General features: G+C 68.8%; 25 protein-coding genes. 16 read left to right on the top strand and 9 right to left on the bottom strand.

Annotated elements, in window-relative coordinates; genetic code table 11:
* Positions 1-67: 67 nt before the first annotated feature.
* From ABL312_RS16175 to ppa, 4 genes are all read left to right on the top strand, one after another.
* Complete coding sequence (locus tag ABL312_RS16175; protein ID WP_349358428.1) at positions 68-688, top strand: arylesterase; 621 nt, start codon at positions 68-70, stop codon at positions 686-688.
* Between the two features lie 117 nt (positions 689-805).
* Positions 806-1858 carry an NADP(H)-dependent aldo-keto reductase gene (locus ABL312_RS16170; protein WP_349358427.1) on the top strand — a complete coding sequence of 351 codons (1053 nt, stop codon included), beginning with the start codon at positions 806-808 and terminating at the stop codon, positions 1856-1858.
* Between the two features lie 190 nt (positions 1859-2048).
* Entirely contained in the window at positions 2049-2651 is a 603-nt protein-coding gene (gene thpR / locus ABL312_RS16165; protein ID WP_349358426.1) for an RNA 2',3'-cyclic phosphodiesterase, read from the top strand.
* A 113-nt stretch (positions 2652-2764) separates the two neighbouring features.
* A complete protein-coding gene (gene ppa / locus ABL312_RS16160) occupies positions 2765-3301 on the top strand; it encodes an inorganic diphosphatase (protein ID WP_349358425.1) in 537 nt (178 codons plus the stop codon).
* Positions 3302-3398: 97 nt separating this feature from the next.
* Here ppa and ABL312_RS16155 read toward each other — a convergent pair whose 3' ends face one another.
* Positions 3399-4226 carry an alpha/beta fold hydrolase gene (locus ABL312_RS16155; RefSeq protein ID WP_349358424.1) on the bottom strand — a complete coding sequence of 276 codons (828 nt, stop codon included), beginning with the start codon at positions 4224-4226 and terminating at the stop codon, positions 3399-3401.
* Between the two features lie 161 nt (positions 4227-4387).
* On the opposite strand from ABL312_RS16155, the gene ABL312_RS16150 reads away from it, so the two are divergent.
* Positions 4388-5329: a sugar kinase gene (locus tag ABL312_RS16150; RefSeq protein WP_349358423.1), complete on the top strand. Its 942-nt coding sequence runs from the start codon at positions 4388-4390 to the stop codon at positions 5327-5329.
* 138 nt (positions 5330-5467) lie between these two features.
* Positions 5468-6151 (top strand): L,D-transpeptidase, encoded by a 684-nt coding sequence (locus ABL312_RS16145; RefSeq protein WP_349358422.1) that lies wholly within the window; start codon positions 5468-5470, stop codon positions 6149-6151.
* 51 nt (positions 6152-6202) lie between these two features.
* On the opposite strand, the gene ABL312_RS16140 is transcribed toward ABL312_RS16145, so the two are convergent.
* From ABL312_RS16140 to secA, 5 genes are all read right to left on the bottom strand, one after another.
* Complete coding sequence (locus ABL312_RS16140) at positions 6203-7396, bottom strand: adenylate/guanylate cyclase domain-containing protein (RefSeq protein WP_349358421.1); 1194 nt, start codon at positions 7394-7396, stop codon at positions 6203-6205.
* Between the two features lie 164 nt (positions 7397-7560).
* Complete coding sequence (gene dctP, locus ABL312_RS16135; protein ID WP_349358420.1) at positions 7561-8658, bottom strand: TRAP transporter substrate-binding protein DctP; 1098 nt, start codon at positions 8656-8658, stop codon at positions 7561-7563.
* A gap of 15 nt (positions 8659-8673) precedes the next feature.
* A complete protein-coding gene (locus tag ABL312_RS16130) occupies positions 8674-9999 on the bottom strand; it encodes a TRAP transporter large permease subunit (protein WP_349358419.1) in 1326 nt (441 codons plus the stop codon).
* Positions 9989-10492, bottom strand: coding sequence for a TRAP transporter small permease subunit (locus ABL312_RS16125; RefSeq protein ID WP_349358418.1), 504 nt, complete (start codon positions 10490-10492; stop codon positions 9989-9991). The genes ABL312_RS16130 and ABL312_RS16125 overlap by 11 nt, the downstream gene beginning before the upstream one ends.
* A 333-nt stretch (positions 10493-10825) precedes the next feature.
* Positions 10826-13621, bottom strand: a complete 2796-nt coding sequence (gene secA, locus ABL312_RS16120) for a preprotein translocase subunit SecA (protein ID WP_349358417.1) — start codon at positions 13619-13621, stop codon at positions 10826-10828.
* A 476-nt stretch (positions 13622-14097) separates the two neighbouring features.
* On the opposite strand from secA, the gene ABL312_RS16115 reads away from it, so the two are divergent.
* From ABL312_RS16115 to ABL312_RS16095, 5 genes are all read left to right on the top strand, one after another.
* A complete protein-coding gene (locus ABL312_RS16115) occupies positions 14098-14988 on the top strand; it encodes a peptidylprolyl isomerase (RefSeq protein ID WP_349358416.1) in 891 nt (296 codons plus the stop codon).
* A 227-nt stretch (positions 14989-15215) separates the two neighbouring features.
* Positions 15216-16448: a bifunctional glutamate N-acetyltransferase/amino-acid acetyltransferase ArgJ gene (gene argJ / locus ABL312_RS16110; RefSeq protein WP_349358415.1), complete on the top strand. Its 1233-nt coding sequence runs from the start codon at positions 15216-15218 to the stop codon at positions 16446-16448.
* A 40-nt stretch (positions 16449-16488) separates the two neighbouring features.
* Positions 16489-17286, top strand: coding sequence for a GNAT family N-acetyltransferase (locus ABL312_RS16105; RefSeq protein ID WP_349358414.1), 798 nt, complete (start codon positions 16489-16491; stop codon positions 17284-17286).
* Between the two features lie 96 nt (positions 17287-17382).
* Positions 17383-17781, top strand: a complete 399-nt coding sequence (gene mutT, locus ABL312_RS16100) for an 8-oxo-dGTP diphosphatase MutT (protein ID WP_349358412.1) — start codon at positions 17383-17385, stop codon at positions 17779-17781.
* Between the two features lie 53 nt (positions 17782-17834).
* Complete coding sequence (locus ABL312_RS16095; protein WP_349358410.1) at positions 17835-18050, top strand: Flp family type IVb pilin; 216 nt, start codon at positions 17835-17837, stop codon at positions 18048-18050.
* Between the two features lie 19 nt (positions 18051-18069).
* Here the strand turns inward: ABL312_RS16095 and ABL312_RS16090 are convergent, their stop codons facing one another.
* Positions 18070-18987 (bottom strand): methyltransferase domain-containing protein, encoded by a 918-nt coding sequence (locus ABL312_RS16090; protein WP_349358409.1) that lies wholly within the window; start codon positions 18985-18987, stop codon positions 18070-18072.
* A 255-nt stretch (positions 18988-19242) separates the two neighbouring features.
* Between ABL312_RS16090 and ABL312_RS16085 the strand changes: the two genes are divergently transcribed.
* The 4 genes from ABL312_RS16085 (at position 19243) to ABL312_RS16070 (ending at position 21877) form a co-directional block, all read left to right on the top strand.
* On the top strand, positions 19243-20031 hold the full coding sequence (locus ABL312_RS16085) for a ComF family protein (protein WP_349361435.1): 789 nt from the start codon (positions 19243-19245) through the stop codon (positions 20029-20031).
* A 190-nt stretch (positions 20032-20221) separates the two neighbouring features.
* Positions 20222-20476 carry a glutaredoxin 3 gene (grxC, locus tag ABL312_RS16080; protein WP_349358407.1) on the top strand — a complete coding sequence of 85 codons (255 nt, stop codon included), beginning with the start codon at positions 20222-20224 and terminating at the stop codon, positions 20474-20476.
* A gap of 55 nt (positions 20477-20531) precedes the next feature.
* Complete coding sequence (locus ABL312_RS16075) at positions 20532-21386, top strand: carbon-nitrogen hydrolase family protein (protein ID WP_349358406.1); 855 nt, start codon at positions 20532-20534, stop codon at positions 21384-21386.
* Positions 21383-21877 (top strand): DUF1178 family protein, encoded by a 495-nt coding sequence (locus ABL312_RS16070; protein WP_349358405.1) that lies wholly within the window; start codon positions 21383-21385, stop codon positions 21875-21877. Before ABL312_RS16075 ends, ABL312_RS16070 begins: the two co-directional genes overlap by 4 nt.
* A gap of 60 nt (positions 21878-21937) precedes the next feature.
* On the opposite strand, the gene ABL312_RS16065 is transcribed toward ABL312_RS16070, so the two are convergent.
* Together ABL312_RS16065 and ubiG are read right to left on the bottom strand one after the other, a co-directional pair.
* Entirely contained in the window at positions 21938-22642 is a 705-nt protein-coding gene (locus ABL312_RS16065; protein ID WP_349358404.1) for an alpha/beta fold hydrolase, read from the bottom strand.
* Positions 22643-22655: 13 nt separating this feature from the next.
* Complete coding sequence (ubiG, locus tag ABL312_RS16060) at positions 22656-23414, bottom strand: bifunctional 2-polyprenyl-6-hydroxyphenol methylase/3-demethylubiquinol 3-O-methyltransferase UbiG (protein ID WP_349358403.1); 759 nt, start codon at positions 23412-23414, stop codon at positions 22656-22658.
* 197 nt (positions 23415-23611) lie between these two features.
* Between ubiG and ABL312_RS16055 the strand changes: the two genes are divergently transcribed.
* Positions 23612-24862: an aspartate kinase gene (locus tag ABL312_RS16055; RefSeq protein WP_349358402.1), complete on the top strand. Its 1251-nt coding sequence runs from the start codon at positions 23612-23614 to the stop codon at positions 24860-24862.
* Positions 24863-24870 lie beyond the last annotated feature (8 nt).

The raw sequence follows: 24870 nt of genomic DNA, 5'->3' as shown, positions 1-24870 counted from the left end.
GATATGGGACCCTACGTTCTGCACGTCCAGAGGATCACCGCCAGTGATACGTTTCGTTACAGTTTTCATGAGCCTCGGTCTCGCGCTTGCCGCCGTCGCGACGCCCGCGCAGGCGCGCGAGCCGGTGCGGATCGTGGCGTTCGGCGACAGTCTCACCGCCGGCTACCAGCTGCCGCCCGAGGCGGCGTTTCCCGCGCAGCTCGAAGCGGCGCTGACGGCGCGCGGGCATGCGGTGGAGGTGATCAACGCGGGTGTGTCCGGCGACACGACGTCGGGCGGGCTGTCCCGCCTCGACTGGTCCGTCGGCGAGGCGGCCGACGCGGTGATCGTGGAACTCGGCGGCAATGACGCCCTGCGGGGCCTGCCGGTCGCGGCGGCGCGCCGCAATCTCGACGCCATCGTCGGCCGGTTGACGGAACGCGGCCTGCCGGTGCTGGTCGCCGGCATGCGCGCGCCGCGCAACATGGGCGACGAGTATGTCGCCGCCTTCGACGCGATGTTCGCCGAGATCGCGGAGCGGCACGGCGCGCTGCTCTATCCCTATTTTCTCGAAGGCATCCCGATCTCGGCCGAGACCGTGATGGCCGACGGCATCCATCCGACCGAACGCGGCGTGGCGCTCATCGTGGAAGGCATCCTGCCCAAGGTCGAGGCGCTGATCGCCGAGGTCGAGGCCGCGCGCGGGTGACCGTCCTTTCAGTTTCGCGCGGTTGACCGCAGTCCACAAACGTCGCGCGGTTGACCGCGCGGGGTCTTGCGGGCAACACTCCCGCGCCTTTTCAGTCCCCCCAAAGGAAGAACGCATATGGAAAAGCGTCGTCTCGGACGCACGGACGTCTTCGTGTCCAGCCTGTCGCTGGGCACCATGACGTTCGGCGAACAAAACACGGAAGCCGAAGGTCACGCGCAGCTCGATCTTGCGCTCGATCGCGGGATCAACCTGATCGACACGGCCGAACTCTATCCCATCCCGCCGAAGGCGGAGACGCAGGGACGCACCGACGAGATCATCGGCAGCTGGATGAAGGCGCGCGGCAACCGCGACAGGATCGTTCTGGCGAGCAAGGTCGTGGGACGCTCCACCAACACCTGGTTCCGCGACAGCGGCGCGCCGGCCCGCCTGACCCGCGCCGATATCCAGGAGGCGGTCGACAAGGGGCTGAAGCGCCTGCAGACGGACTACATCGACCTCTATCAGGTGCATTGGCCGGACCGGAACGTCTCCGGCTTCGGCTCCAACCCGACGGTCTGGAGCGATCCCGAGCCGCTTGAGGACGAAACGCCCATCGAGGAGACGCTGTCGGCGCTCGCCGATCAGGTCAAGGCGGGCAAGATCCGCCACATCGGCCTGTCGAACGAAAGCGCCTGGGGCACCATGCGCTATCTCGCCCTTGCCGAGAAACTCGGCCTGCCGCGCGTGGTGTCGATCCAGAACGCCTATTCGCTGGTCAACCGGACCTTCGAGACGGGCCTGGCCGAGATCGCCCATCGCGAGAACGTCGGCCTGCTCGCCTATTCGACGCTCGCGCAAGGCTATCTGACCGGCAAGTATCGCGACGGCGCGCTGCCCGCGGGCGCGCGCAAGACGCTGTTCGACCGGCTTCAGCGCTACGAGAAACCGGGCGCGGAGGCGGCGATCAACGCCTATCTCGATCTCGCCGCCGATCTCGGCGTCGCGCCGGCGCAGCTCGCCATCGCGTTTGCGCGGTCGCGCAGCTTCCTGACGTCGGTCATCCTCGGCGCGACCTCGACCGCGCAGCTGGAGCACGACCTGGGGGCGCTCGACGTGCGCATCACCGACGAGATCGAGGACCGGATCACCGAGATCTTTCAACACCACGGCAGCCCCTGCCCCTAAGGGCGCTGCGGCGCACACCGTGATTCGCGCCGCCTTGTTCGAACGCGCCGCCTTCGCCGGTCGGGGGCGGCGCGTTCATTGCAGCGCGATGCGTGAAAGACCCTGAAAAGGCGCGCGATTTCGATTTCCCTTGCGAAGACCGGCAAATCCCTGTCGAGATGAGGCATCGGCGACAGCGGAGGGTCTGACCATGCCTCGACTGTTCACCGGGCTCGAGATCCCGTCCGACACGGGTCTCATGCTCTCTCTTCTTCGCGGCGGCCTGCGCGGCGCCCGCTGGATCGATCCCGAAAATTACCACATCACCTTGCGCTTCATCGGCGACATCGACGACCGCATGGCCGACGAGGTGGCCGATGCCTTCGCCCGTATCGAGCGGCGTCCGGTCGAGATCCGCCTCACCGGCCTCGGCTCCTTCGGCAACGGCAAGCCGCATGCCGTATGGGCGCGGGTCGAGCCGACGCAGGACCTGATGGACCTGCAGGCCGAACAGGAGCGCATCCTGCAGCGGCTCCGGCTGCCGGCGGAGCGGCGCAAATACATCCCCCATGTCACCCTCGCGCGGTGCCGCAGTTCCACCAATGCCGACGTGGCCCGCTGGCTGAGCGAGCGCGGCGATTTCCAGGCGCAGCCCTTCATCGCCGACCGCTTCGTGCTGTTCTCCTCGCGCGCCAGCGTCGGCGGCGGGCCCTATCTGGTGGAGGAGGACTATCCGCTGGTGGCCCGCGGCGGGGGATCGCGCGGCGGCGGCCTGCGTCTCATGGCGGCCGAACCGCCCTGGGACCTGCCCTGAACGGGTGTCGTCAAGGCCCCGGTAGTCTTAAGTTGCAGTGCACCATTTCCGGCTTGCCTTCGGTCGGCTCGCTTGCGATACAGCGCGCAACGACCAATCGAGGAGCTTGATCCATGCGTATCGACGCCGTGCCCATCGGCAAGAATCCGCCCGAGGACATCAACGTCATCGTCGAGGTGTCGGTGGGTGGCGAGCCCATCAAGTACGAAATGGACAAGGACGCGGGGGCGATGTACGTCGACCGCTTCCTCTACACGCCGATGCGCTATCCCGGAAACTACGGTTTCGTGCCGCACACCCTGTGCGGCGACGGCGATCCCGTCGACGTGATCGTCGCCAACCAGCGGCCGATCGTGCCCGGTGCCATCATGAACTGCCGCCCGATCGGCGTGCTGTTCATGGAAGACGAGGCCGGGATGGACGAGAAGCTGATCGCCGTGCCCTCCTCGAAGCTGACCAAGCGCTACGACAATGTCGCGCATATCGAGGACCTGCCGGCGATCACCGTCGACCAGATCAAGCATTTCTTCGAGCACTACAAGGATCTGGAGCCCGGCAAGTGGGTCAAGATCACGGGCTTCGGCGGACCGGACGACGCCAAGCGCATCATCCGCGAATCCATCGAGCGCGCGGCCGCCGAAAAGGCCTGAGCGCTTTCTGAGCGCTTCCTGAGCCTCTTCGGACCGTTCCGGTCCCGATTATCCAGCGGCCGCGCCCCTCGCGCGGCCGTTTTTGTGCGTGCCGCGCCTATCCGTGGGCCAGTTGCTCGCGGATCAGCCGGGTCACGGCCTCCGGAATTTCCAGATGCGGCATGTGGCCGACCCGGTCGAAGACATGGGTGGCGATGGTGCCGGGCAGCTTGTGCGCCTGGCGGGTCGGCAGCACATTGTCCTGCGTGCCCCAGACCACCTTCACGGGTGCCTCGAGCGCGGCGAGCGAGCCGACCGGCAGCGTCTGCTGCGTCCGGCTGTCGAGCAGCGTCTCGACGATCTCCGTCAACGCCTGCGTGACGCCGGGCCGCGCGCGCGCCTCCGCGGCCTGCGCGACGACCAGCGGCGGCAGGTCGAACTCGAGGCCGAAGAACTGTTCGAGCACGGGTTCCAGCATCGCCCGGTCGCGCGCGGCGGCGTAGCGGCGCAGGAGCATGGCATTGATCTCCCGCCCGAAACCGCCCGGCGCCAGCAGGGTCAGGCTGGCGATCCGCTCCGGTGCCTTGAGCGCAATGAGGGCGGCCGCCGCGCCGCCCATGGAATGGCCGACCAGATGCACCCGGTCGAGGGCGAGCGCGTCGAGGCTGTCGCGCACCGCCCGCGCCGCGACGCCGGCGCCACCGCGCTGCGGCCAGTCGAGCGCCCGGCCATGGCCCGGCAGGTCGAAGGCAAGGGTGCGCCGCACCGCCGACAGCGGCTCCTGAAGCGCGGCGAAGCCGCTCGCGTCGCCGCCGAAGCCGTGCAGCAGGACGACCGGCGCGCCTATGCTGTCCGCCGGGCCGCTTTCGGTCATTGGCAGGCAGCGCGGCGGAGTGCCTGCCGTTCCCGGCATCTGTCCCGACGCCTGTGTCGATCCATCCGTCATGGTGTTTCCCTCAACCGTTTGGTGCCTTGTGCCATGACTTCGGCCTGCTGACGAGAGGGTGAGCCTTGACATCGCCGCGCCGCGCCGCCCATGCAGAAGGCGACAACGGGGATCGGGCAAAAAGCGCTCCGTGAGACGGCTCTCCTTCGGGATGCATGAAAATGGCGGGAAACGGCGTGGATCTTCTGTGTCTTGGCGAAGGGCTGGTGGAGTTCAATCAGGGCGCGCCGGGCGGGGCCTATCTGCAGGGCTTCGGCGGGGATGCCTCGAATGTGGCGGTGGCCGCCGCCCGGCTGGGGCTCCGGGTCGGGATGGTGAGCGCGGTCGGCGGCGATGCCTTCGGCGATCTCCTGCTGGAGATGTGGCGGGCGGAAGGGGTTGCGGACACGCATGTGCGGCGGTTCGAGCAGCGGCCCACCGGCCTCTACTTCGTCACGCACGGGCCGGAGGGGCACGCCTTCACCTACCGCCGGACGGGATCGGCGGCGAGCCGGTACGGACCCGGGGATCTGCCGCGCGCCGCCCTGCACGCCACGCGCGCGCTGCATGTCTCCGCCATCAGCCAGGCGATCTCGCCGAGTGCCTGCGACGCGGTCTTCGCCGCCATCGACATGGTGCGGGCGGCCGGAGGGCTGATCTCCTATGACACCAACCTGCGCCTGGAGCTGTGGCCTTTGGCGCGGGCGCGCGCCATCGTGCAGGCGAGCGTGGCGCAGGCCGACGTCGTGCTGCCGGGGCTGGAGGACGCGCGCCGGCTCACCGGGCTCGAAGCGCCGGAGGCGATCGCCGAGCGGTTTCTGGAGCTTGGCGCCGGCTGCGTGGCGCTGACGCTCGGGCGTGAGGGCGCGCTTTATGCCGATGCCTCGGGCGTGACGCATGTCGCGCCGCATCGGGTCGAGGTCGTGGATGCGACCGGGGCCGGCGATGCCTTCGACGGCGCCTTTCTGGCCGCGCGGCTCAATGGCGCGGACGGCCCCTCGGCGACCCGTTTCGCCAATGCGGCCGCCGCGCTGTCGGTGCGCGGGTACGGGGCTGTTGCACCCTTGCCACAGAGATCGGATGTCGAGACGCTTCTCGCCTGCCGGGGCGAGGAAAGCCTGTAACGCGGTGTTAAACTGCCGGCTCTATCGACACGGATCGTGAGATGGCGGGGCGACGGGCGTGTCGGCTGTCGCTGGTGGATCTGCCCGAGGGGCGGGCGGGTTTCGCGCGGACCGGGTGCGATGTGAGGAGGACGTAGGATGACACATGGACTGTTCCGGCCCGGGCTTTGCCGTTCCGGGGTTCGCCGGCTGGGCGTTTGGGCGATGGCCGCGATGGTGTGCGTCGCGTCGGCGGGCCTTGTGGCCGGACTGACGGTGGGACTGACGGCGATGCCGGCCCAGGCGATGACGGAGCGCTATTTCGATCCCACGACGCGAAGCTGGCAGACCTACCGGATCACGCCGGAGGCCGCCGGCAAGGTGGTGCGCCAGAAGTACAAGCGCACGAGCGTGCGCTATCGCACGGAGAAGGCGCCGGGCTCGATCATCGTCGATACGCGCGACCGCTATCTCTACTACGTGCTGCCGGGCAACAAGGCGGTGCGCTACGGCATCGGCGTGGGGCGCGAGGGCTTCGAGTGGAAGGGCGTCGAGAAGGTGACGCGCAAGGCCAAGTGGCCGAGCTGGACGCCGCCGCAGGAGATGATTGTCCGCGAGCGCAAGAAGGGCCGCAACCTGCCGCGCTTCATGCCGGGCGGGCCGAACAATCCGATGGGCGCGCGCGCGCTTTATCTCGGCGCGACGGAATACCGGATCCATGGCACCAACGAGGACTGGTCGATCGGCCGTGCCGTCTCGTCGGGATGCATCCGCATGCTGAACGAGGACGTCGAGGACCTCTACAGCCGGGTCCGGGTCGGCGCGCTGGTCACGGTCAAGTAAGGGTCGGGGGCAGGAGCTCGGGGCAGCGGCGACCGCCCCGGGCGGCCGCGTCTAACTGTCGGCCCGCGGCGCGTAAAGCGCGACCGGTGCATCGAAGCCGTCGAGCGCGAAGCGGCCGAGGGCGTCGAATGCCACCTCCGGCACGGCCTGTGCGATCTCCTGTGTCACGAGCACGGGCCGGGTCAGACGCTTGGTCATGCCCTCGATGCGCGCCGCCGCGTTCACTGTCCTGCCGATGACCGAAAACGTCAGCCGGTCGGCGACGCCGATGTTGCCGAAGGTGACCTCGCCCGCCGAGAGCGCGATGCCGCAGGTCAGCGGATGCGGCGTGTGCGGCTGGCGCGCGGCGAGCCGGTGGCGCACCACTTCGGCCGCCGTCAGGGCCCGGCGTGCGGCGCCGGCGATGCCCTCTGTCCCGATGGGAAACACCGCGAGCACCGCATCGCCGATGAAATCCAGCACCTCGCCGTCCTGGGCCATCACCGCCCCGGCGGCCGCGTCGAAATAGGCGTTGAGATGCGCCAGATAGGCGTCGGGCGGCAGCCGGTCGGCGAGCGCGGTCGAGCCGCGCAGGTCGCTGTAGAAGATGACCGCGTCGATTGCCTCGCCGTCGCCATGGCGAATGCGCCCCGAGAGAACCTGGGCACCAGCGCGGCGGCCGAGGTAGGTCTCCGCCAGCGTTGTCGCGATCCGGGACTGGATGTTCGCGCGGGCCGCGAGCGCGAGGCGCATCTGCAGATAGTCGATCTGCTCGATGGCGGCGTCCGAAAAGCCGTGTGTCGCGCGGGTCGCCCACGAAACGATGATGCCCGAGGTGCCGAATTCGTTGACGCTCGGCAGGTGGAACGGTGTGGCGACGATCAGATAGTCGGTGAAGCCTTCGCGTCGCAGCCGCGCGAGCACGGGGAAGATGTCGCTTGCATTCCCGGTCGTGAGGCGGCGCCGTAGACGCGTCTCGCGCGCGACCAGCATCGCCCGGATCGGGCTTGCGAGCCAGTCTTCGGTGTCCTGATCGTCATGGCCGTGCTGCGCGCGCTCGGGTGGCGCGCCGGGAAGCCAGACCGCCGTTTCGGCTTCGATCAGCGGATGCAGCGTGGTCCAGGACAGCATGGCGCGCTCGACCGGAACGCCGGCCGCGAGCATCCGCTCGCACATGTCGACAAACATCTGGCCGATATCCGGCTGGCCGAGGGCCTCGCGGATCAGCCAGTCCTCGATGTCCTCCAGCTGCGGGGTGGTCTTCACTGGCCTGGCCTTCTCGCCGGTTCCGATCGGTCGAGAAGATGTAGCACACGCCGTGGCCGGGCGGGTCTTTCGCGCTGGCCAGCAGGCCGCAAAACGCAATCGGCGGGCCAGGGGCCCGCCGATCCGTCAGGGTCCGCGCGGCAATCGCGCGGTCGCCGAAAGCCTCAGTCTCCGGCGCAGGCGCGGATCTTCTCGATGTCCGGGCCGTTCGGCGTGCGGCCGAGGTTGAACGGCGCGGAGGCCTCGCGCCAGCCGCGATAGTCCTCCAGATAGGACAGCTGGCTGAGATAGACCTTGGCCGAGGAGGCGCTTTCGCACGCCGTCTCGATGATCACCTCGTTCGCCATCTCCTGGATGCGGGCGAGCGTTTCATCGTCCAGCCGCGTGATCTCGATGCCGGCTTCCTTGAACTTGGCGTAGGCCTCGTTCGCGCGCCGCTCGGTGAAGGCGAGCGACCACAGCAGGGTCGCGTCGGCGGCGATCCTGAGCTTCTCCCGCGTTTCCTCCGACAGGGCGTCCCAGGCGGCCTTGTTGATCATCACGCCGAAGACCGAGGCGGACTGGTGCCAGCCCGGCGTCGACCAATACTGCGTGACCTGGTGGAAGCCGCCCGAGAAGTCGACATTGGGCGTGGAGAACTCCGCGCCGTCGATCACGCCGCGCTCCAGCGACTGGTAGATCTCGCCGCCGGCCATGGAGACCTGGTTGCCGCCCAGCCGCTCCAGCAGGCGCCCCTGCTCCAGGCCCGACAGGCGCAGCCGCTTGCCCTGAAGATCCTCCAGGTTGCGGATCGGCTCGTTGGTGCGGAAACCGGACTCATTGTTCGTCACGCCGTAGGGCAGGTAGACCATGCCGTACTTGCCGTAGGTCTCCATGTAGAGCTCGTTGCCGCCCCACTGCTTGATCCAGTTCACGTAATCGACGGCGTTGAACAGGCTCGCGGTGGTGGCGAGCGGGGAGAAGGCGGGATCGCGGCCGGCCCAGTAGCCCGGCCAGTCGCCGCCGGCCTGGATGGTGCCCGATTCGACCGCGCCGAAGACCTCGCCGGCCGGCACGAGGCTGCCGCCCTCGAAGAACTCGATGGTCAATTCGTCGCCCGTCAGCTTGTTGGCGAGGTCGACGAAATGCCGGTCCGTCTCGATCAGCTCCAGGGACGACGGCCAGGTCGTGGTCATCGTCCAGCTCTGGGACGCCAGCGCCGGGCCGGCGAAAACCGCCGTGAGCGCCAGGGCAAGGGATGTCGACTTGAAACTGCGTGTCACGAAAAACCTCCCGAATCAGGTGTTTCCATAAAGAACTCCCGGCAGCCAGGTGACCAGCGAGGGCACCAGCGCCACCAGCAGACACATCATCACGATGAGCGCAATGAAGGGCAGGACGCCGATCAGGATGTCGCCCGTCGCCACGCTGCGCGGCGCTATGGCCCGCAGGTAGAACAGGGCGTATCCGAACGGCGGGGTGAGGAAGGACGTCTGCAGGACGACCGCCATCAGGACGACGAACCACAGAAGGCTCACGTCCATCTCCTGGACGATCGGCAGGAACAGCGGGAAGGACAGCAGCACGATGCCGGTCCAGTCCAGAAAGGCGCCGAGCAGGAAGACGATGACCATCATCATGGCGATCAGCATCCACGGCTCCATGTCGAGGCCGCGAATGATCTCCTGCACCGCGCGCAGGCCGCCGGTGATGTTGAAGACGCCGGTAAAGGCGGTGGCGCCGATGACGATGAACAGGATCATCGCCGAGGTGCGCCCGGTCTCCTTGAGCGCGCCGTAGAAGGTGGCGAGGGTGAAGCGTCCGCGCAGGATCACGATCGCGAGCGCCAGCGCCGCGCCGATGGCGGAGGCCTCCGTCGCGGTGGCGATGCCGGCCAGCAGACTGCCGAGAATGCCGAGGATGAGCACCAGCGGCGGCGCGGCCTCGATCGCCAGAAGCCGCAGCAGTTCCCCGCGCCCGACCTTCTCCTCCGGCTCGACCGAGGGGGCGAGCTCGGGCCGCAGCCGGGCGATGACGGCGACATAGCCGGCGTAAAGCAGGCCCAGCAGGATCCCCGGCACCATGGCGCCGGCGAAGAGGTCGCCCACCGAGAGCGGCGAGTAGCTGGCCATCAGGATCAGCATGATGGAGGGCGGGATGAGGATGCCCAGACAGCCCGACGACGCGATCACGCCGGTCGTCAGGCGGGCGCTGTAGCCGTATTGCAGCATCGGCCTGAGCGCCATCACGCCCATCACCGTGATCGAGGCTCCGATGATCCCGGTCGTCGCCGCGAGCAGGATCGAGATGAAGACGACGGCGAGCGCCAGCCCGCCGCGCACGTTGGACATCAGCAGGCGCAACGTCTCGAACATGCGGTCGGTGACGCCCGAATCGGACAGGAACCGCGCCATCAGGACGAAGAGCGGGATGGCGATCAGCGTGTAATTGTCCAGCACGTCGCCGAAGATGCGATTGACCACGATGCCGAGCAGCATCGGTTTGCCGGCCAGCAGCGTGCCGGCGACGGCCGCGCCGCCGAGGACGAAGGCGAGCGGATGGCCCATGAACAAGCCGATCAGCAGGATGGCGAACATGGACGCGGCGATGAGTTCAGGCGTCATGGGGGAGGGGCTCTTCCCTGTTCAAAACGATCTTGAGAAACTCGGAAATGCCCTGCAGGAGCAGCAGCCCGGCCGCCACGCACATGGCGATCTTGAGCGGATAGACGGGCAGCTGCACCGCGCCATAGGTGGTTTCGCCCTGTGCCCAGGAGCGGGCGGCGAAGGTCCACGACTGATCGAAGAACACCCAGGCGAAAGGCAGGAAGAATAGAAGGTAGCCGGCGGCATCGACGACGCGCCGCAGGCCGGGCCGCAATGTGTTGATCACAAGATCGACGCGCACATGCATCTTGTGGCGCAATGTGTAGCCGCCGAGCAGGATGAAATAAAATCCGAAAAGCTGCTTGGTGACGTCGAAGGCCCATCGCGTCGGGGCGTTGAACGCATAGCGCATCACCACATCGTAGATGATGATCGCGGCAAACAGCACCGCAAGACCGCACACAAGGCGTCCGACGACCTCGTTGAGGCCGTCGATCAGACGGATCAGCATGCTTCCTCCCCTGATCGTTGCGAGACAACCGCTCCCCTGGCGTCCCGTAACGTTCGTCCCATCCGTTACGCCTGTCGCGTCAGCCGGAAAGACCCTCCGGCGAAGCGTGACGCGCACTGTCGACGTCACGTAACGGACGTCGATTCATGCACTTATGGAACGAGAAAAACACGTAAGGGTTGGTTCCCGGGTCGTCAAGGAGTTTCGAACAAAGCGCAGTGAGGCACGGATCGGTCGCCCGGCGGCGCGTTACGCGCATAAAAAAACGGCGGATCTCGAAGATCCGCCGCTTGCGCATGTCGTGCCGGGCAGCGCCCCGGGATCGGGTCCCGTTCAGTTCAGCGCGCCGTGGCAATGCTTGTACTTCTTGCCCGATCCGCAGGGGCAGGGCTCGTTGCGCCCGACCTTGCCCCAGGTGGCGGGCACGTTCGGGTCGCGCTCCGGCCGGGCTGGTGCTGCGCCGGCCTGCGCGAGTGCCGCGGTCTCGAACTCGTTCTCGCCGGTCTGCGGATTGACGTGCCGCGCCTGCATCTGCGGCAGATCGTCGTCGCCCGGCAGTTCCGGCGGCTGCTCCTGGACCAGTTCGACGCGCATGAGCTGCGCGGTGGTGGCCTGACGCAGGTTGGCCAGCATGCTCTCGAACAGCGTGAAGGCCTCGGTCTTGTACTCCTGCAGCGGGTCGCGCTGGGCGTAGCCGCGGAAGCCGACCACCGAGCGCAGGTGCTCCAGGTTCGACAGATGCTCGCGCCACAGGTGGTCGAGCGTCTGCAGCAGCACCGCCTTTTCCACCTGCCGCATGATGTCGGGCGTGTATTGGCCGACCTTGCGCGCCATCGCCTCGTCGGCGGCGCGCTTGAGGCGTCCGACCACCTCCTCGTCGGCGATGCCCTCTTCCTGCGCCCAGGCCACGACGGGCAGGTCGAGGTTGAGGATCTGACGCACTTCCTGCTGCAGGCCCTCGGTGTCCCACTGCTCGGGATAGGCCTTTTCGGGAATGTGCCGGGCGACCAGCGCCTCGATCACGTCGTGGCGCATGTCCGTGACGGTCTCGGCGACCGCCTCGCCGTCCATCAGCTCCAGACGCTGGTCGAAGACCACCTTGCGCTGGTCGTTCATCACGTCGTCGAACTTCAGAAGGTTCTTGCGGATGTCGAAGTTGCGCGCCTCGACCTTCTGCTGCGCCTTGGCGAGCGCCCGGTTGATCCAGGGGTGGACGATCGCCTCGCCTTCCTTGAGGCCCAGCTTCTGCAGCATGCCGTCCATGCGGTCGGAGCCGAAGATGCGCATCAGGTCGTCCTGCAGCGACAGGAAGAACTTCGAATGCCCCGGATCGCCCTGACGGCCCGAGCGGCCGCGCAGTTGGTTGTCGATGCGCCGGCTTTCGTGGCGCTCCGTGCCGATGACGTAGAGACCGCCGGCGGCGAGCGCCACCTGCTTGCGGGCCTCGCATTCGGCGCGGATCTCGGCCTCGCGGGCGTCGCGCTCCGGGCCTTCGGCCATGTCGGAAAGCTCCGCGTCGAGACGCATGTCGAGGTTGCCGCCGAGCTGGATGTCGGTGCCGCGGCCGGCCATGTTGGTGGCGATGGTGATCGCGCCCGGCAGACCGGCCTGCCCGATGATTGAGGCTTCCTGCTCGTGATAGCGCGCGTTGAGGACGGCGAAGATGCGCGCCGCCTTGCTGTCGGTGGGATTGTCGATCAGCGGGCGGAAGGCGTTCGGATCGGTCACGTCGACCTGCTTGTAGCCCGCCTTCTTGAGGCGCTCGCCGAGGAGTTCCGACTTCTCGATCGAGGTGGTGCCGACAAGGACGGGCTGGCCGCGCCTCTTGCAGTCGTCGATCAGCTCGACGATGGCGTCGTATTTCTCCTCGACGGTGCGATAGACCTCGTCGTCGTCGTCGATGCGCTTGACCGGCAGGTTGGTCGGGATCTGGACGACGTCGAGCCCGTAGATGTCGCCGAATTCCTCGGCCTCGGTGTCGGCCGTGCCGGTCATGCCGGCCAGCTTGTCGTAGAGGCGGAAGTAGTTCTGGAAGGTGATGGAGGCCAGCGTCTGGTTTTCCGGCTGGATCTGTACCTTCTCCTTGGCCTCGAGCGCCTGGTGCAACCCTTCCGAATAGCGCCGGCCCGGCATCATGCGGCCGGTGAACTCGTCGATGATCACGACCTCGCGATTGCGGACGATGTAGTCCTTGTCGCGCTGGAAGAGCTTGTGCGCCTTGAGCGCCTGCTGCAGATGGTGGACGACGGAGACGTTCTCGACGTCGTAGAGGCCGTCGCCCTTCAGCAGATCCGCCTCGCGCAGCAAGGTCTCGAGCTTCTCGTTGCCGGCCTCGGTGAAGGTGGCGGAGCGCTGCTTCTCGTCGAGCTCGAAGTCGCCGGCGTCGAGATGGGGAATGAAGGCGTCGACCGTGTTGTAGAAGTCGCTGCGGTCCTCCAGCGGGCCGGAGATGATCAGCGGCGTGCGGGCCTCGTCGATCAGGATGGAGTCCACCTCGTCGACGATCGCGAAATTGTGCCCGCGCTGCGTCATCGAGCCGCGCTCGTATTTCATGTTGTCGCGCAGGTAGTCGAAGCCGAACTCGTTGTTCGTGCCGTAGGTGACGTCGGCCGCATAGGCCGCCTTGCGCTCCTCGTCGGTGAGCCCGTGCACGATCACGCCGACGCTGAGGCCGAGGAACCGGTAGATGCGGCCCATCCAGTCCGCGTCGCGGCTGGCCAGATAGTCGTTCACGGTGACGACATGCACGCCCTTGCCGGTCAGCGCGTTGAGATAGACGGGCAGGGTCGCGACCAGCGTCTTGCCCTCGCCGGTGCGCATCTCGGAGATCTTGCCGTCGTTGAGCGCCATGCCGCCGATCAGCTGCACGTCGTAGTGGCGCTGGCCGAGCACCCGGTGGGAGGCTTCGCGCACGGTGGCGAAGGCCGGCTCCAGCAGGCTGTCGAGCTTGGCGCCGTTCGCCAGTTGCTCGCGGAAGCTCTCGGTGCGCGCCCTGAGCGCGTCGTCGCTGAGCGCCTTCACCTCGTCCTCAAGCGCGTTGATCGCGGCGATCCGCGCCCGATACTGCTTGAGGCGGCGGTCGTTGGAGGAACCGAAGATCTTCTTGGCGAGTGCGCCGAGGCCGGCCATGTGGCGGTCCTTATTCTTGCCGACCGCGCCGCCGCGTGAGCACGGGCGACACCCGGCAGTCTGATTGACGAAGCATCGCGCGCAAGCCTCGAAACCGCCGCATTGACGGGCAGAGGTACGCGCCGGATTGGAAAAGTCCGACCTTTCGGAAAGACCGCTCGACAGATAAGAGGGGGCCCGGAGGTTGTCAACGTCGCGCGTCCCGGCGACCCGCCCCAAGGGCGGACCGGCGCCGTGCGATCGCGCCCGACCTCGCGACCAGTCTCGCGACCGGCGGCCGATGCCTTCGGCCGTCGTCGGTACCGGATCTCGCACGTGATCTCGCGCATGCGGGAGATTGCGTGCACATCGTCACGCCCCACATGGGTGGGAGAGCAGCACGCCCCACATGGGCGGGAGAGCCATGCGCCCGGAGGGGCGGGAGAGCCATGCGCCCCGAGCGGGCGGAAAGACTGAAGCCACGATACAGGGATACCATGATGACACGCACCCTAGCCGCCACGATGACCCGCGCGGCCTTCGCCGTCGCGTTCGGCGCGTTCGCCGGCCTCGCCGGGCCGCTCGCGCCGGCGTTTGCCCAGGAGCCCGACGAGGTCGTCGCCACGGTCGACGGCAGCGAGATCACCCAGGCCGACATCGCCTTCGCGTCGCAGGATTTTTCCGAGCAGCTGTCGCAGGTGCCGCCGACCCAGTGGCGCAAGATCCTCACCGACGTGGTGGTCGACATGCAGCTGATGGCCAATGCGGCGCGCGAGATGGGCGTGCAGGACGAGGCCGACTTCCAGCGCCAGGTCGAATTTCTGACCATGCGCGCCCTGCGCAACGCCTATCTGGCGCGCGAGGTCGAGGGCAAGATCACCGAGGAGCAGGTGAAGGCGGCCTATGACGAAGAGTTCGCCGACTTCGAGGGCGAGGAGGAGCGCCGGGCCCGCCACATCCTGCTGGAGAGCGAGGACGAGGCGAAGGCGGTGATCGCCGCGCTCGCGGACGGCGCCGATTTCGCCGAGCTGGCCAAGGAAAAGTCGACCGGCCCGTCGGGTCCGAACGGCGGCGATCTCGGCTATTTCACCAAGGGGCGCATGGTCGAGGCGTTCGAGGACGCGGCCTTCGCGCTCGAGGTCGGCGCGGTCAGCGAGGAGCCGGTCCAGACGCAGTTCGGCTGGCACGTGATCAAGGTCGAGGACGCGCGCAAGCAGGCCGCGCCGGAGCTGGACGCGGTGCGCGACCGCATCCGCCAGGAGCTCTTGCGCGCCCGCTACGGCGAGGTCATGGCGCAGCTCAAGGAGGCGGCCGAGATCGAGATCGTCGAGCCGGCCGCCGAGGCCGCTCCGGCCGCGGATGACGCCGGCGGCGAATCCAAGGACTAAGGGGCCTTTCTCGTCCGGTTCCGGTGCGCGTGCCAAGCGCAAAACCGGTTTCCACGTCGCCCTGAATTGGACTAGACAGGGGGCCCGTTCCGCATCGCGGAGCGGGCCCTTGTCATGCGCGCCGTCAGGTCCGCCGTCGCGTCCCGCCCCGGACGCGGGCGGCGGGGCGCCGTCATTTCCCAGTCCCGGCCCCTCGGCGGCCGGGCCGCACGAGATCGCATATCGCCATGTCGCACACCCTGTCCCCCCTCGCCCCGAAGACCTATCCCGACATGCCGTCGATCGGTGGCGTGCGCTTCGCCACGGCCGCGGTCGGCATCAAGTATGCCGAGCGCACGGATGTGCTGCTGATGCTGTTCGACGCGCCGGCGGCGGTCGCGGGCGTCTTCACCCGTTCGCGCTGCCCGTCGGCGGCGGTCGACTGGTGCCGGGCCAATCTCCCCGGCGGAACCGCCCGGGCGCTGCTGGTCAACTCCGGCAATGCCAATGCCTTCACAGGGCGCAAGGGCGCGGAAGCCACCGCGCTGTCGGCGCGATATGTCGCGGAGGCGACGGGATGCGCGCCGCAGGAGGTGTTTCTGGCCTCCACGGGCGTGATCGGCGAGCCGCTCGACGCGCACAAGTTCGACGGTGTGGTGCAGCGTCTCGCCGAGGAGGCGCGGGAACAGGACTGGGTGGCGGCCGCGCGCGCCATCATGACGACGGACACCTTCCCCAAGGCCGCCACGCGCACGGCGGATCTCGGCGGTCGCACCGTGACGCTCAACGGGATCGCCAAGGGGGCGGGCATGGTCGCGCCCGACATGGCCACCATGCTGTCCTTCCTGGTGACCGACGCGCCGATCGCCGCGCCCGTGCTTCAGGCGCTCCTGTCGGAGGTCGTCGAGACCAGCTACAACGCGATCACCATCGACGGCGACACCTCCACCTCCGACACGGTGCTGCTGTTCGCCACCGGCGCGGCCGGCGGTACATCCATCGAGCGCGCCGACGATCCGCGCCTGGGGGCGTTCCGCGCGGCGCTGGCCGATCTGACCCGCGAGCTGGCCCAATGGGTCGCCAAGGACGGCGAGGGCGCGCGCAAGTTCGTCGAGGTCCGCGTGACGGGGGCGGAAAGCGACGCCAGCGCCAAGCGCATCGCGTTGTCGATCGCCAACTCGCCGCTGGTCAAGACGGCGGTCGCCGGCGAGGACGCCAACTGGGGCCGCGTGGTCATGGCCGTTGGCAAGGCCGGGGAGCCGGCCGACCGCGACCGGCTGGCGATCTGGTTCGGCGACGTGCGGGTCGCCGTCGCGGGCGAACGCGATCCCGATTACAGCGAGACGGCGGCGACCGAGGTGATGCGGCGCGACGAGATCCCGCTCACCGTCGATCTCGGGCTTGGCGACGGGCAGGCGCGGGTGTGGACCTGCGACCTGACCAAGGAATATGTCGCGATCAACGGCGATTATCGCTCCTGAGGGCGGGGCGGGAGCGATGGACGGGAGCCTCGGCCGGGCCATGGATCTGTCACGGGTGCGCGCCGTCGAGGACGCCAATCTCAACGGCTTTCCGAGCGAGATGCAGGCGGTCGACCGGGCCTGGCTCGTGCGCCTCTCGCCGGGCAATCCGGCGCGCCGCGTCAATTCGCTCAATGTGCTCGATCCCGCCGACGACGCGGACACGCAAACCCGTCTGACCCGGGCGCAGGCGCTTTTTGCGGCACATGATGTGCCGTTTCATCTGCGCTGGACGCCGCTGACGCCGCCGGCACTCGTCGCCCATGTCGATGCCGCGGGATGGCCGCGCGTCGGCGAGACGGACGTCTGGGTGCGCGACATCGATCCGGTGGCTGAGAGACCGCAGGATCCGGCCGGGCTTGCGGCGCGGATCGAGGCGGTCGACCTCGACGCCTGGATCGCCGCCTTCGGCGCCATCGGGGGAACCCGGCCCGAGGCGGTGACGCCCGTTGCGCTCGACCGGCTGCGGGCCGCGCTGTCGCGGGTCGCGGTGTCACTCGTATGTCTGCGCGCGCGTGTCCCGTCGGGCGAGATTGCCGGTGTCGCCGTGGCGGTGGCCGACGGCGATCTGCTCGGCATCTACGATCTGGCGGTGGCGCCGGCCGCGCGGCGCACCGGTCTCGGTTCGCGGCTGGTGGCGGAATGCCTGGCGCAGGGGCGGGGGCAGGGATGCCGGACGGCCTGGCTGCAGGTCACGCGCGAGAACGCGCCGGCGCGTGCGCTCTATGCAAGGCTCGGCTTCGTGCCGGCCTATTCCTATCACTACCGCCATCCGCCAGCGGACGCGGCTCCAACCTGATCCCGACGCCGCCGATGACGGTGCGGGTGAATCCTTTGACGGGCATGGTGAGCGAAGCGTTAGCGCGCCGTGCCGAAACGAAACGGGAAACATGCCATGAAGCTCGTTCTCGTGGCGGCCTGCGCGCTGCTCGACGTCGACAACCGCGTGCTGATCGCCCAGCGGCCGGAGGGAAAGGCCATGGCCGGATTGTGGGAATTCCCCGGCGGGAAGGTCGAGCCGGGCGAACGGCCCGAGGATGCGCTGATCCGGGAACTGGCCGAGGAGCTCGGCATCACGGTTAAGAAAGAGTGCCTGGCGCCGCTCACGTTTGCCAGCCACGCTTATGAGGAATTTCACCTGCTGATGCCACTTTTCGTGTGCCGACGGTGGTCGGGCACGGTGGTCGGCCGGGAAGGTCAGGCGATCAAGTGGGTGCGGCCCGTACGGCTTCGGGATTATCCGATGCCGCCCGCGGACGACCCTTTGATTCCGCATCTGATCGATCTGGCCTGAAACGGCAGCGAGACCGCGAGCCGCCGTGTCCTGAAACGAACGGGACGCGCCAAATGAAGACAAGCAATTCCTCCATCCAGCAGTGCGGCGAACGGCTCGTGGACCTGGGCGACGACATGGCCTGCGACGAGACGGGCGCGACGGCGATCGAATATTCGCTGATCGTCGGCCTGATTTCCTTCGCGATCCTGTTGACGCTGACGGCGATCGGCCGGGTGATCGACGAAAACGTCTTCACGGTCCTGGCGACCGCCTTCCAGGCAATGTGATCGCAAGCGGTTCGCCGCCTCAGGCGTCCGGCGCGCCGCCCTGTGGCGCGGCAAGCGCGTCCGCCAGCCGCATTTTCGCCGATCCGGGCTTCAGCGGTTTCTGCTGGCTTTCGTGCGGCGCCCATCCCGACAGCGACACCACATCGAATGTGGCCCGGATGCGCCCGTCCGCATCCGCGTGACGGTCTGAGTAGAGCGCGGCCGCACGCAGGAGCACCGCGCGGCTGAGCGGCGTGCGGGCGCGCTCGCGCAGCATGTTGGTCGCGCCCATCGCCCTGAGATCGCGCAGCAGGGCGAACATATCCCCGTAGCGCACCGTGACGCGGTCGACGTCGGCCACCGGCAGGGCGAAGCCGGCACGTTGCAGAAGCCCGCCGAGGCTTCGCGTGTCGGCGAAGGGGATGACGCGCGGGGCCGCCCCGCCGGTCGTCTCGAGCTCCGCCTGCATCAGAACGTCCTTCAGCTCCATCAGCGTGTCGCCGCCGAGCAGGGTCGCCAGGAACAGCCCGTCGGGACGCAGCGCCCGGCGGATCTGGATCAGCGCGCCCGGCAGATCGTTCACCAGATGCAGCGACAGCGCGGACACGATCAGGTCGAGGCTTTCCGCCGCGAAGGGCAGATGCGCGTCGTCGACCACCAGATCGGCGCCCGGCGCGTTCGCGTCGACCACGAAGAGATCGGCGCGCAGCACGCGCTCCACGTTGGGCAGGGCGGTCAGCGCGGCGCTCAGGCGGCCGGTGTGACCGCCAAGATCGAGGGCGCGCGGAAAGGCGCGTGTCACGGCCGCCAGACGCTCCGCGAGATCGCTCACGCTCTCGGCCAGCAGGAAATCGGCGCCGGGCTCGGCGCGGGCAAGTGCCCGCGTGCGGCGTCGGGCGAGGAGCCGGCGGTCGAAGAGTTCCGGAGCGGGGCCGCCGGCGGCGGTCGGGTCGGACATGCGCTTGCCTTGAGGGTTCGGTCGGGACGCCCCGGGGGCGTCGACGCCATGCTATGCTGCGCCCGTTATGGTGTGCTCCGCCGCCGACGTCAAAACCGGACGGGCCGGGACGGATCGCGGGACAAGGTGGAGGCCATGACCGGGGAGGGGAGGACCGTGGAGGGGAGGACCGTGGAGGGGAGGACCGGGAAGGAACCGGCGGATCCGGGACCGGACGGCCTTGCATCTGGCGCGACGCGCGGTGCGGGGGATCTTCTGCGGAGCCTGCGCCACGCCGTCTGGGGGGCGGTCGGGCTTGCGATCCCGCCGACCTGCGTCGCCTGCGACCGGCTGGTGGCGGAGGATGCGGCGTTGTGTGCCGCGTGCTGGCGGGAGATGCCGTTCCTGGCGCCGCCCTGGTGCGCGCGGCTCGGCCTGCCGTTCGCCTATGATCTCGGCGCGGGCGCGGTGTCGCCCCAGGCCATCGCGCATCCGCCGCGCTTCGACCGGCTCAGGGCGGTGGCGGCCTACGAGGGGCCGGCGCGGGCGATGGTGTCGCGGCTCAAGTATCACGACCGGCCGCATCTGGCGCAGGCGATGGCGGCCTGGATGGCGCGCGCCGGCGCGGAATTGCGCTTTGCGGCCGAGGACGAGGACGGGGCAGGGGGATCGGACATGGATCGCGCGCCGCCGCTGCTGGTCCCGGTGCCGTTGCACCCCTTTCGCCAATGGACGCGGCGCTACAATCAGGCGGCCCTGCTGGCCACGCGCGTCGGGGAGCTGTGGGGGGCGGAGGTCGCGGCGCATGCGCTTGTGCGCAGCCGGGCCACCCGGCGCCAGGTCGGACTGGACGCCGCGCAACGCGCGAAGAACGTGCGCGGCGCCTTCGCCGTCTCCGACACCGGGCGGCTCGTCCTTGCGGGCCGGCGGGTGGTTCTGGTGGACGACGTGCATACGACGGGCGCCACCGTCGCGGCGGCCGCGCGGGCGCTGGAGCGGGCCGGAGCGCGGGCGGTGGACGTGCTGGTCTTCGCCCACGCCGGCGCGGACCGCCCGCTGAGCTGATGCGGGATGCGACAGGGGACCGGCGCTTCGCGCGCGACGGGCGCGGCACGGGTGGGGGCTTGCAGCCGGCGGGCCAGGGTCGATATATGCCTGCGGGCCGTGGCCGCCCGTCTTTCCGGCAGGACCCGGCCGGACGGGCCTGGCCGCGCGCCCTTGAGGCCAATGGAACCAGGCGAAGGACGAGAGCACGATGGCGGTCGAGATCTATACACGGCAGATGTGCGGCTTCTGCACCATGGCCAAGCGGCTTCTGCAACAAAAGGGCGTCGCGTTTCGCGAGTACGACGCGAGCTTCGATCCGGCCCTGCGCAAGGAGATGATCCAGCGCGCCAACGGCGGCTCGACCTTTCCGCAGATCTTCATTCACGATGAACACGTCGGCGGCTGCGACGAGTTGATGGCGCTGGAGCGGGCGGGCAAACTGGACGCCATGCTGGCCGCGTGAGGCCGTCCGCTCGGCGGCATGCGGGGTCTTCAACGGGAGCAAGGATGATCGGTTCATGACACGGGTTGTGGCAGCGGTCGTGCAGATGCGCAGCGGGCGCGACGTGAGCGAGAACGTCGCGGCGGCCTGCGCGCGCGTGCGCGCGGCCGCCCGCGACGGGGCGACCTATGTGCAGACGCCGGAAATGACGCATCTGCTGGAGAAAAGCCGCGCCGCGCTGTTCGACAAGATCCGGCCGGAGGCGGACGACGAGGGTGTCGCGGCGTTTTCCGCGCTGGCGGCGGAGCTTGGCATTCACCTGCACATCGGCTCGCTGGCGATCCGCACCGGCGCGGACACGGTCGCCAACCGGGGCTTCCTGTTCGGCCCCGATGGCGCGATCTGCGCGCGCTACGACAAGATCCACATGTTCGACGTCGATCTGCCGAACGGCGAGAGTTGGCGCGAGTCCGCCACCTATGCGCCGGGCGGAGAGGCCGTGGTGGTCGATCTGCCGTTCGCGCGCCTCGGCATGGGGATTTGCTACGACGTGCGCTTTCCCGCGCTCTTCGCCGCCCAGGCGGAGGCGGGCGCCGAAGTCCTCACCGCGCCGGCCGCCTTCACCCGCCAGACCGGGCGGGCCCATTGGCATGTGCTGATGCGCGCGCGGGCCATCGAGACCGGGGCCTTCATGATTGCCGCCGCGCAAGGCGGATCCCATGAGGACGGCCGCGAGACCTTTGGCCACAGCCTGATCGTCGCGCCCTGGGGCGAGGTGCTGGCCGAGGTCGCCGGCGATGCACCCGGACACGCGCTGGCCGAACTCGACATGAGCGCCGTCGCGGCCGCCCGCCAGCGAATCCCTGCGCTCGCCAACCGGCGCGCCTTTCAGGTGCGGCACGTGGCGCCGGTGCCGGAGACGACCGGATGATCCGCTACACCCTGCGCTGCGACGCCGGTCACGCCTTCGAGGGCTGGTTTCGGGGATCGGACGATTTCGATATGCAGCGCGCACGCGGTCTGGTGACCTGCCCGACGTGCGGCTCCTCGGCGGTCGACAAGGCGCTGATGGCGCCGGCCGTCGCCACCGCGCGCGCCCGCGCCGAGATCCCGGCGCCCGCCGGGCCGGACCGGGAACCGGCACCGTCTTCCGTCCCCACGCCGCCGCCGCAGGTCGCGCTGTCGCCCTCCGACGCGGTCCGCGCGCAGGTGATCGCGCAGCTGCGGGCGCTGAAGACCGAGCTCATGGCCAAGGCCGAGAATGTCGGCACGGCCTTTCCCGAAGAGGCGCGCAAGATCCACTATGGCGAAGCGGAGGAGCGCGGCATCTACGGCGCCGCCTCGCGCGAGGAGGTCGCGGAACTGCTCGACGAGGGCATCGACATCCTGCCGCTGCCGGTCCTTCCCGACGAGCACAATTGATCCGCCGAAGGCGACGGGCATCTGATCCGCCGAAGGCGGCTGGCATCGCTCGGCTTTGCGTTAGGCGTTGCCGGCGAGCCAGTCCCGCATCAGGGCAGCCACGCGTTGCGGGGCCTCCAGCGGCGCGAGGTGGCCGCAGTCCGGCACGATCTCCAGCCGGCTGCCGGGAATGAGGTCCCGCATTTCCCGGGCAAGATCGGGCGGCGTCAGCCGGTCGCCGTCGCCGACGACGATGGTCGTCGGACAGGCGATCGCGGGCAGGTGGGGCCGCGCGTCGGGGCGGGCGATGATCGCCTGCTGCTGGCGGATGAAGGCGTCCGCGCCCGTGTCGGCGGCCATGCGCGCGACGGCGGCGCGCAGCGCCCGGTCGTCCAGGCGCCGCTCATGCACGAATCTCGGATAGAGCGCGGGCAGGATGCGGTCGAAGCGCCCGACGCGCGCCTGATCCATCAGCTGGTGGCGGGTCTCGGTCTGCTCCGCCGTGTCGGGGCGCGCGGTGGTGTCCATCAGCATCAGCCGCGTGACGCGGTCCGGCGCCCGGCGCATGACCTCCATCGCCACATAGCCGCCCATGGACAGTCCGGCGAGGGCGAAACGCTCGGGCCCGACGGCGAGCAACCGCTCCGCGATGGCCGCGAGCGTCGTATCGCGCCCGTGATCGGCCACCGTGACGTCTCGTCCGGACCCGAGTGCGGCGATCTGCGCCGCGAAGAGATCGGCCGTGCACAGAAGCCCCGGCACGAGGATCAAAGGCGCGTCGCGCATGCGGGCTCTCCCGTCAGCGCTCGGCGTCGCGCGAGAACAGCATCATGTAGTTGACGTCCATGTCGCGCGAGCGGTTCCAGGTATCCGACAGCGGGTTGAAGCTCACGCCGCAGCGGTCGCGCACCTCCAGCCCGGCTGCGGTGAGCGGGCCCTCGAGTTCGGCCGGCGTCACCAGCTTGTCGTAGGTGTGCGTGCCCTTCGGCAGCCAGCGCAGCACGTATTCCGCGCCGACGATGGCGAGCGCATAGGCCTTCAGCGTGCGGTTGATGGTGGCGACGAACATCAGCCCGCCGGGCTTCACCAGCCGCGCGCAGGCATCGAGATAGAGCGGCACGTCGGCGACGTGTTCCACCACTTCCATGTTGAGCACGACGTCGAAGGTCTCGCCCGCCCCGGCCAGATCTTCCGCCGTGGTCGCGCGGTAGTCGATGTCGAGACCGCTTTCGGCGGCATGCAGGCGGGCGACCTCGATGTTGGTGGCCGAGGCGTCGGCGCCGACGACCGTGGCGCCGAGGCGGGCCATCGGCTCGCACAACAGGCCGCCGCCGCAGCCGATGTCGAGGAAGCGCAGGCCGGTGAAGGCATCGGCCGCGCGGTCGTCGCGCCCGAAGTGGGCCGACACCTGTTCCTTGATGTAGGCCAGGCGCACCGGATTGAACTTGTGCAGCGGGCGAAACTTGCCGGCCGGGTTCCACCATTCCGCGGCCAGCGCCGAGAAGCGGGCGACTTCGCCCGCGTCGACGGTGCCAGTGCCGGTGGACGTGCCGTCCATGGGATCTCTTCCGGCGGGGTCTGAGGCGCTCATCCTGTGGGTCCTTCTCGCGTTTCTCGACTGGTCGATGGTCGCAGGCGCTTTGTCAAGCGTGGCAGTTGCGGTCGCGCGTCGCAGTCTGTATGGCTATCGCCCGATCCGGGCGGCGAGGGGCCGCTCCGCGACATCCCCTTCGGTTCGAGCTGTCTACGCATCCCATGGCCCGACTGGTTCTCAAGTTCGGCGGAACGTCCGTCGCCAATCTCGAGCGTATCCGCAACGTTGCGCGCCACGTGAAGCGCGAGGTCGACGCCGGCCATCAGGTCGCCGTGGTCGTCTCCGCCATGGCCGGGGAGACGAACAAGCTGGTCGGCCTGTGCCGCGAGGCCTCCGCCCTGCATGATGCGCGCGAATATGACGCGGTGGTCTCCTCCGGCGAACAGGTGACGAGCGGCCTGCTCGCCATCGTGCTGCAGGACATGGGCGTCGACGCCCGTTCCTGGCAGGGCTGGCAGATCCCGCTCAGGACCGACACCCAGCACGGCGCGGCGCGCATTGCCGAGATCGACGGCAGCCTGCTGATCGAGCGCCTCGAATCCGGCCAGGTGGCGGTGGTCGCCGGGTTCCAGGGCGTGGCGCCGGACAACCGGATCGCGACGCTGGGGCGTGGCGGATCGGACACGAGCGCCGTGGCGCTCGCGGCCGCCGTCGGCGCGGACCGGTGCGACATCTACACCGACGTGGACGGCGTCTATACGACCGACCCGCGCATCGTGCCGAAGGCGCAGCGGCTGGAACGCATCGCCTTCGAGGAAATGCTGGAAATGGCCTCGCTCGGCGCCAAGGTGCTTCAAGTGCGCTCGGTCGAGATGGCGATGGTGCATGGCGTGCGCACCTTCGTGCGCTCCAGCTTCGATGATCCGGACGCCCCCCAGGTCGGCGCGGGCGGATTGCCGCCGGGAACACTCATCTGCGACGAGGACGAGATCGTGGAACAGCAAGTCGTCACCGGAATTGCCTTCGCCAAGGACGAGGCGCAGATCTCCATCCGCAACGTGGCCGACAAGCCCGGCGTGGCCAGCGCCGTGTTCGGCTCGCTCGCCGAGGCGAACATCAACGTCGACATGATCGTCCAGAACATCTCGCCGGACGGGCGCACCACGGATATCACCTTCACGGTGCCGGAGACCGACTACGACCGGGCCTTCGCCGTGCTTGAGGACAAGCGCGACGCCATCGGCTACGAGGCGATCGAGGGCGCGCGCGACGTGGTCAAGGTGTCGGTGATCGGCATCGGCATGCGCAGCCACGCGGGCATCGCGGCGCGCTGTTTCGAGGGGCTCGCGGCCAAGGGCATCAACATCCGGGCGATCACCACCTCGGAAATCAAGATCTCGGTTCTGATCGATTCCGCCTATACCGAACTTGCGGTTCGGACTCTCCATTCGTTATACGATCTGGACGGGTAGGCGCGCGA

This window comes from Stappia sp. (assembly GCF_040110915.1).
Taxonomy (GTDB): domain Bacteria; phylum Pseudomonadota; class Alphaproteobacteria; order Rhizobiales; family Stappiaceae; genus Stappia.
This window is presented reverse-complemented; position numbering and strand designations above follow the sequence as displayed.

What these genes read in the sequence shown, in the direction of transcription:
- ubiG (WP_349358403.1), bottom strand. Translation starts at nt 23,414, where the DNA reads ATGGACGGCACGTCCACCGGCACTGGCACCGTCGACGCGGGCGAAGTC.
- ABL312_RS16125 (WP_349358418.1), bottom strand. Translation starts at nt 10,492, where the DNA reads ATGCTGATCCGTCTGATCGACGGCCTCAACGAGGTCGTCGGACGCCTT.
- ppa (WP_349358425.1), top strand. Translation starts at nt 2,765, where the DNA reads ATGCGTATCGACGCCGTGCCCATCGGCAAGAATCCGCCCGAGGACATC.
- ABL312_RS16170 (WP_349358427.1), top strand. Translation starts at nt 806, where the DNA reads ATGGAAAAGCGTCGTCTCGGACGCACGGACGTCTTCGTGTCCAGCCTG.
- ABL312_RS16075 (WP_349358406.1), top strand. Translation starts at nt 20,532, where the DNA reads ATGACACGGGTTGTGGCAGCGGTCGTGCAGATGCGCAGCGGGCGCGAC.
- thpR (WP_349358426.1), top strand. Translation starts at nt 2,049, where the DNA reads ATGCCTCGACTGTTCACCGGGCTCGAGATCCCGTCCGACACGGGTCTC.
- grxC (WP_349358407.1), top strand. Translation starts at nt 20,222, where the DNA reads ATGGCGGTCGAGATCTATACACGGCAGATGTGCGGCTTCTGCACCATG.
- ABL312_RS16070 (WP_349358405.1), top strand. Translation starts at nt 21,383, where the DNA reads ATGATCCGCTACACCCTGCGCTGCGACGCCGGTCACGCCTTCGAGGGC.
- ABL312_RS16090 (WP_349358409.1), bottom strand. Translation starts at nt 18,987, where the DNA reads ATGTCCGACCCGACCGCCGCCGGCGGCCCCGCTCCGGAACTCTTCGAC.
- ABL312_RS16130 (WP_349358419.1), bottom strand. Translation starts at nt 9,999, where the DNA reads ATGACGCCTGAACTCATCGCCGCGTCCATGTTCGCCATCCTGCTGATC.
- ABL312_RS16145 (WP_349358422.1), top strand. Translation starts at nt 5,468, where the DNA reads ATGACACATGGACTGTTCCGGCCCGGGCTTTGCCGTTCCGGGGTTCGC.
- ABL312_RS16055 (WP_349358402.1), top strand. Translation starts at nt 23,612, where the DNA reads ATGGCCCGACTGGTTCTCAAGTTCGGCGGAACGTCCGTCGCCAATCTC.
- ABL312_RS16065 (WP_349358404.1), bottom strand. Translation starts at nt 22,642, where the DNA reads ATGCGCGACGCGCCTTTGATCCTCGTGCCGGGGCTTCTGTGCACGGCC.
- argJ (WP_349358415.1), top strand. Translation starts at nt 15,216, where the DNA reads ATGTCGCACACCCTGTCCCCCCTCGCCCCGAAGACCTATCCCGACATG.
- secA (WP_349358417.1), bottom strand. Translation starts at nt 13,621, where the DNA reads ATGGCCGGCCTCGGCGCACTCGCCAAGAAGATCTTCGGTTCCTCCAAC.
- ABL312_RS16155 (WP_349358424.1), bottom strand. Translation starts at nt 4,226, where the DNA reads ATGACGGATGGATCGACACAGGCGTCGGGACAGATGCCGGGAACGGCA.
- ABL312_RS16150 (WP_349358423.1), top strand. Translation starts at nt 4,388, where the DNA reads ATGGCGGGAAACGGCGTGGATCTTCTGTGTCTTGGCGAAGGGCTGGTG.
- ABL312_RS16095 (WP_349358410.1), top strand. Translation starts at nt 17,835, where the DNA reads ATGAAGACAAGCAATTCCTCCATCCAGCAGTGCGGCGAACGGCTCGTG.
- ABL312_RS16105 (WP_349358414.1), top strand. Translation starts at nt 16,489, where the DNA reads ATGGATCTGTCACGGGTGCGCGCCGTCGAGGACGCCAATCTCAACGGC.
- mutT (WP_349358412.1), top strand. Translation starts at nt 17,383, where the DNA reads ATGAAGCTCGTTCTCGTGGCGGCCTGCGCGCTGCTCGACGTCGACAAC.
- ABL312_RS16115 (WP_349358416.1), top strand. Translation starts at nt 14,098, where the DNA reads ATGATGACACGCACCCTAGCCGCCACGATGACCCGCGCGGCCTTCGCC.
- ABL312_RS16175 (WP_349358428.1), top strand. Translation starts at nt 68, where the DNA reads ATGAGCCTCGGTCTCGCGCTTGCCGCCGTCGCGACGCCCGCGCAGGCG.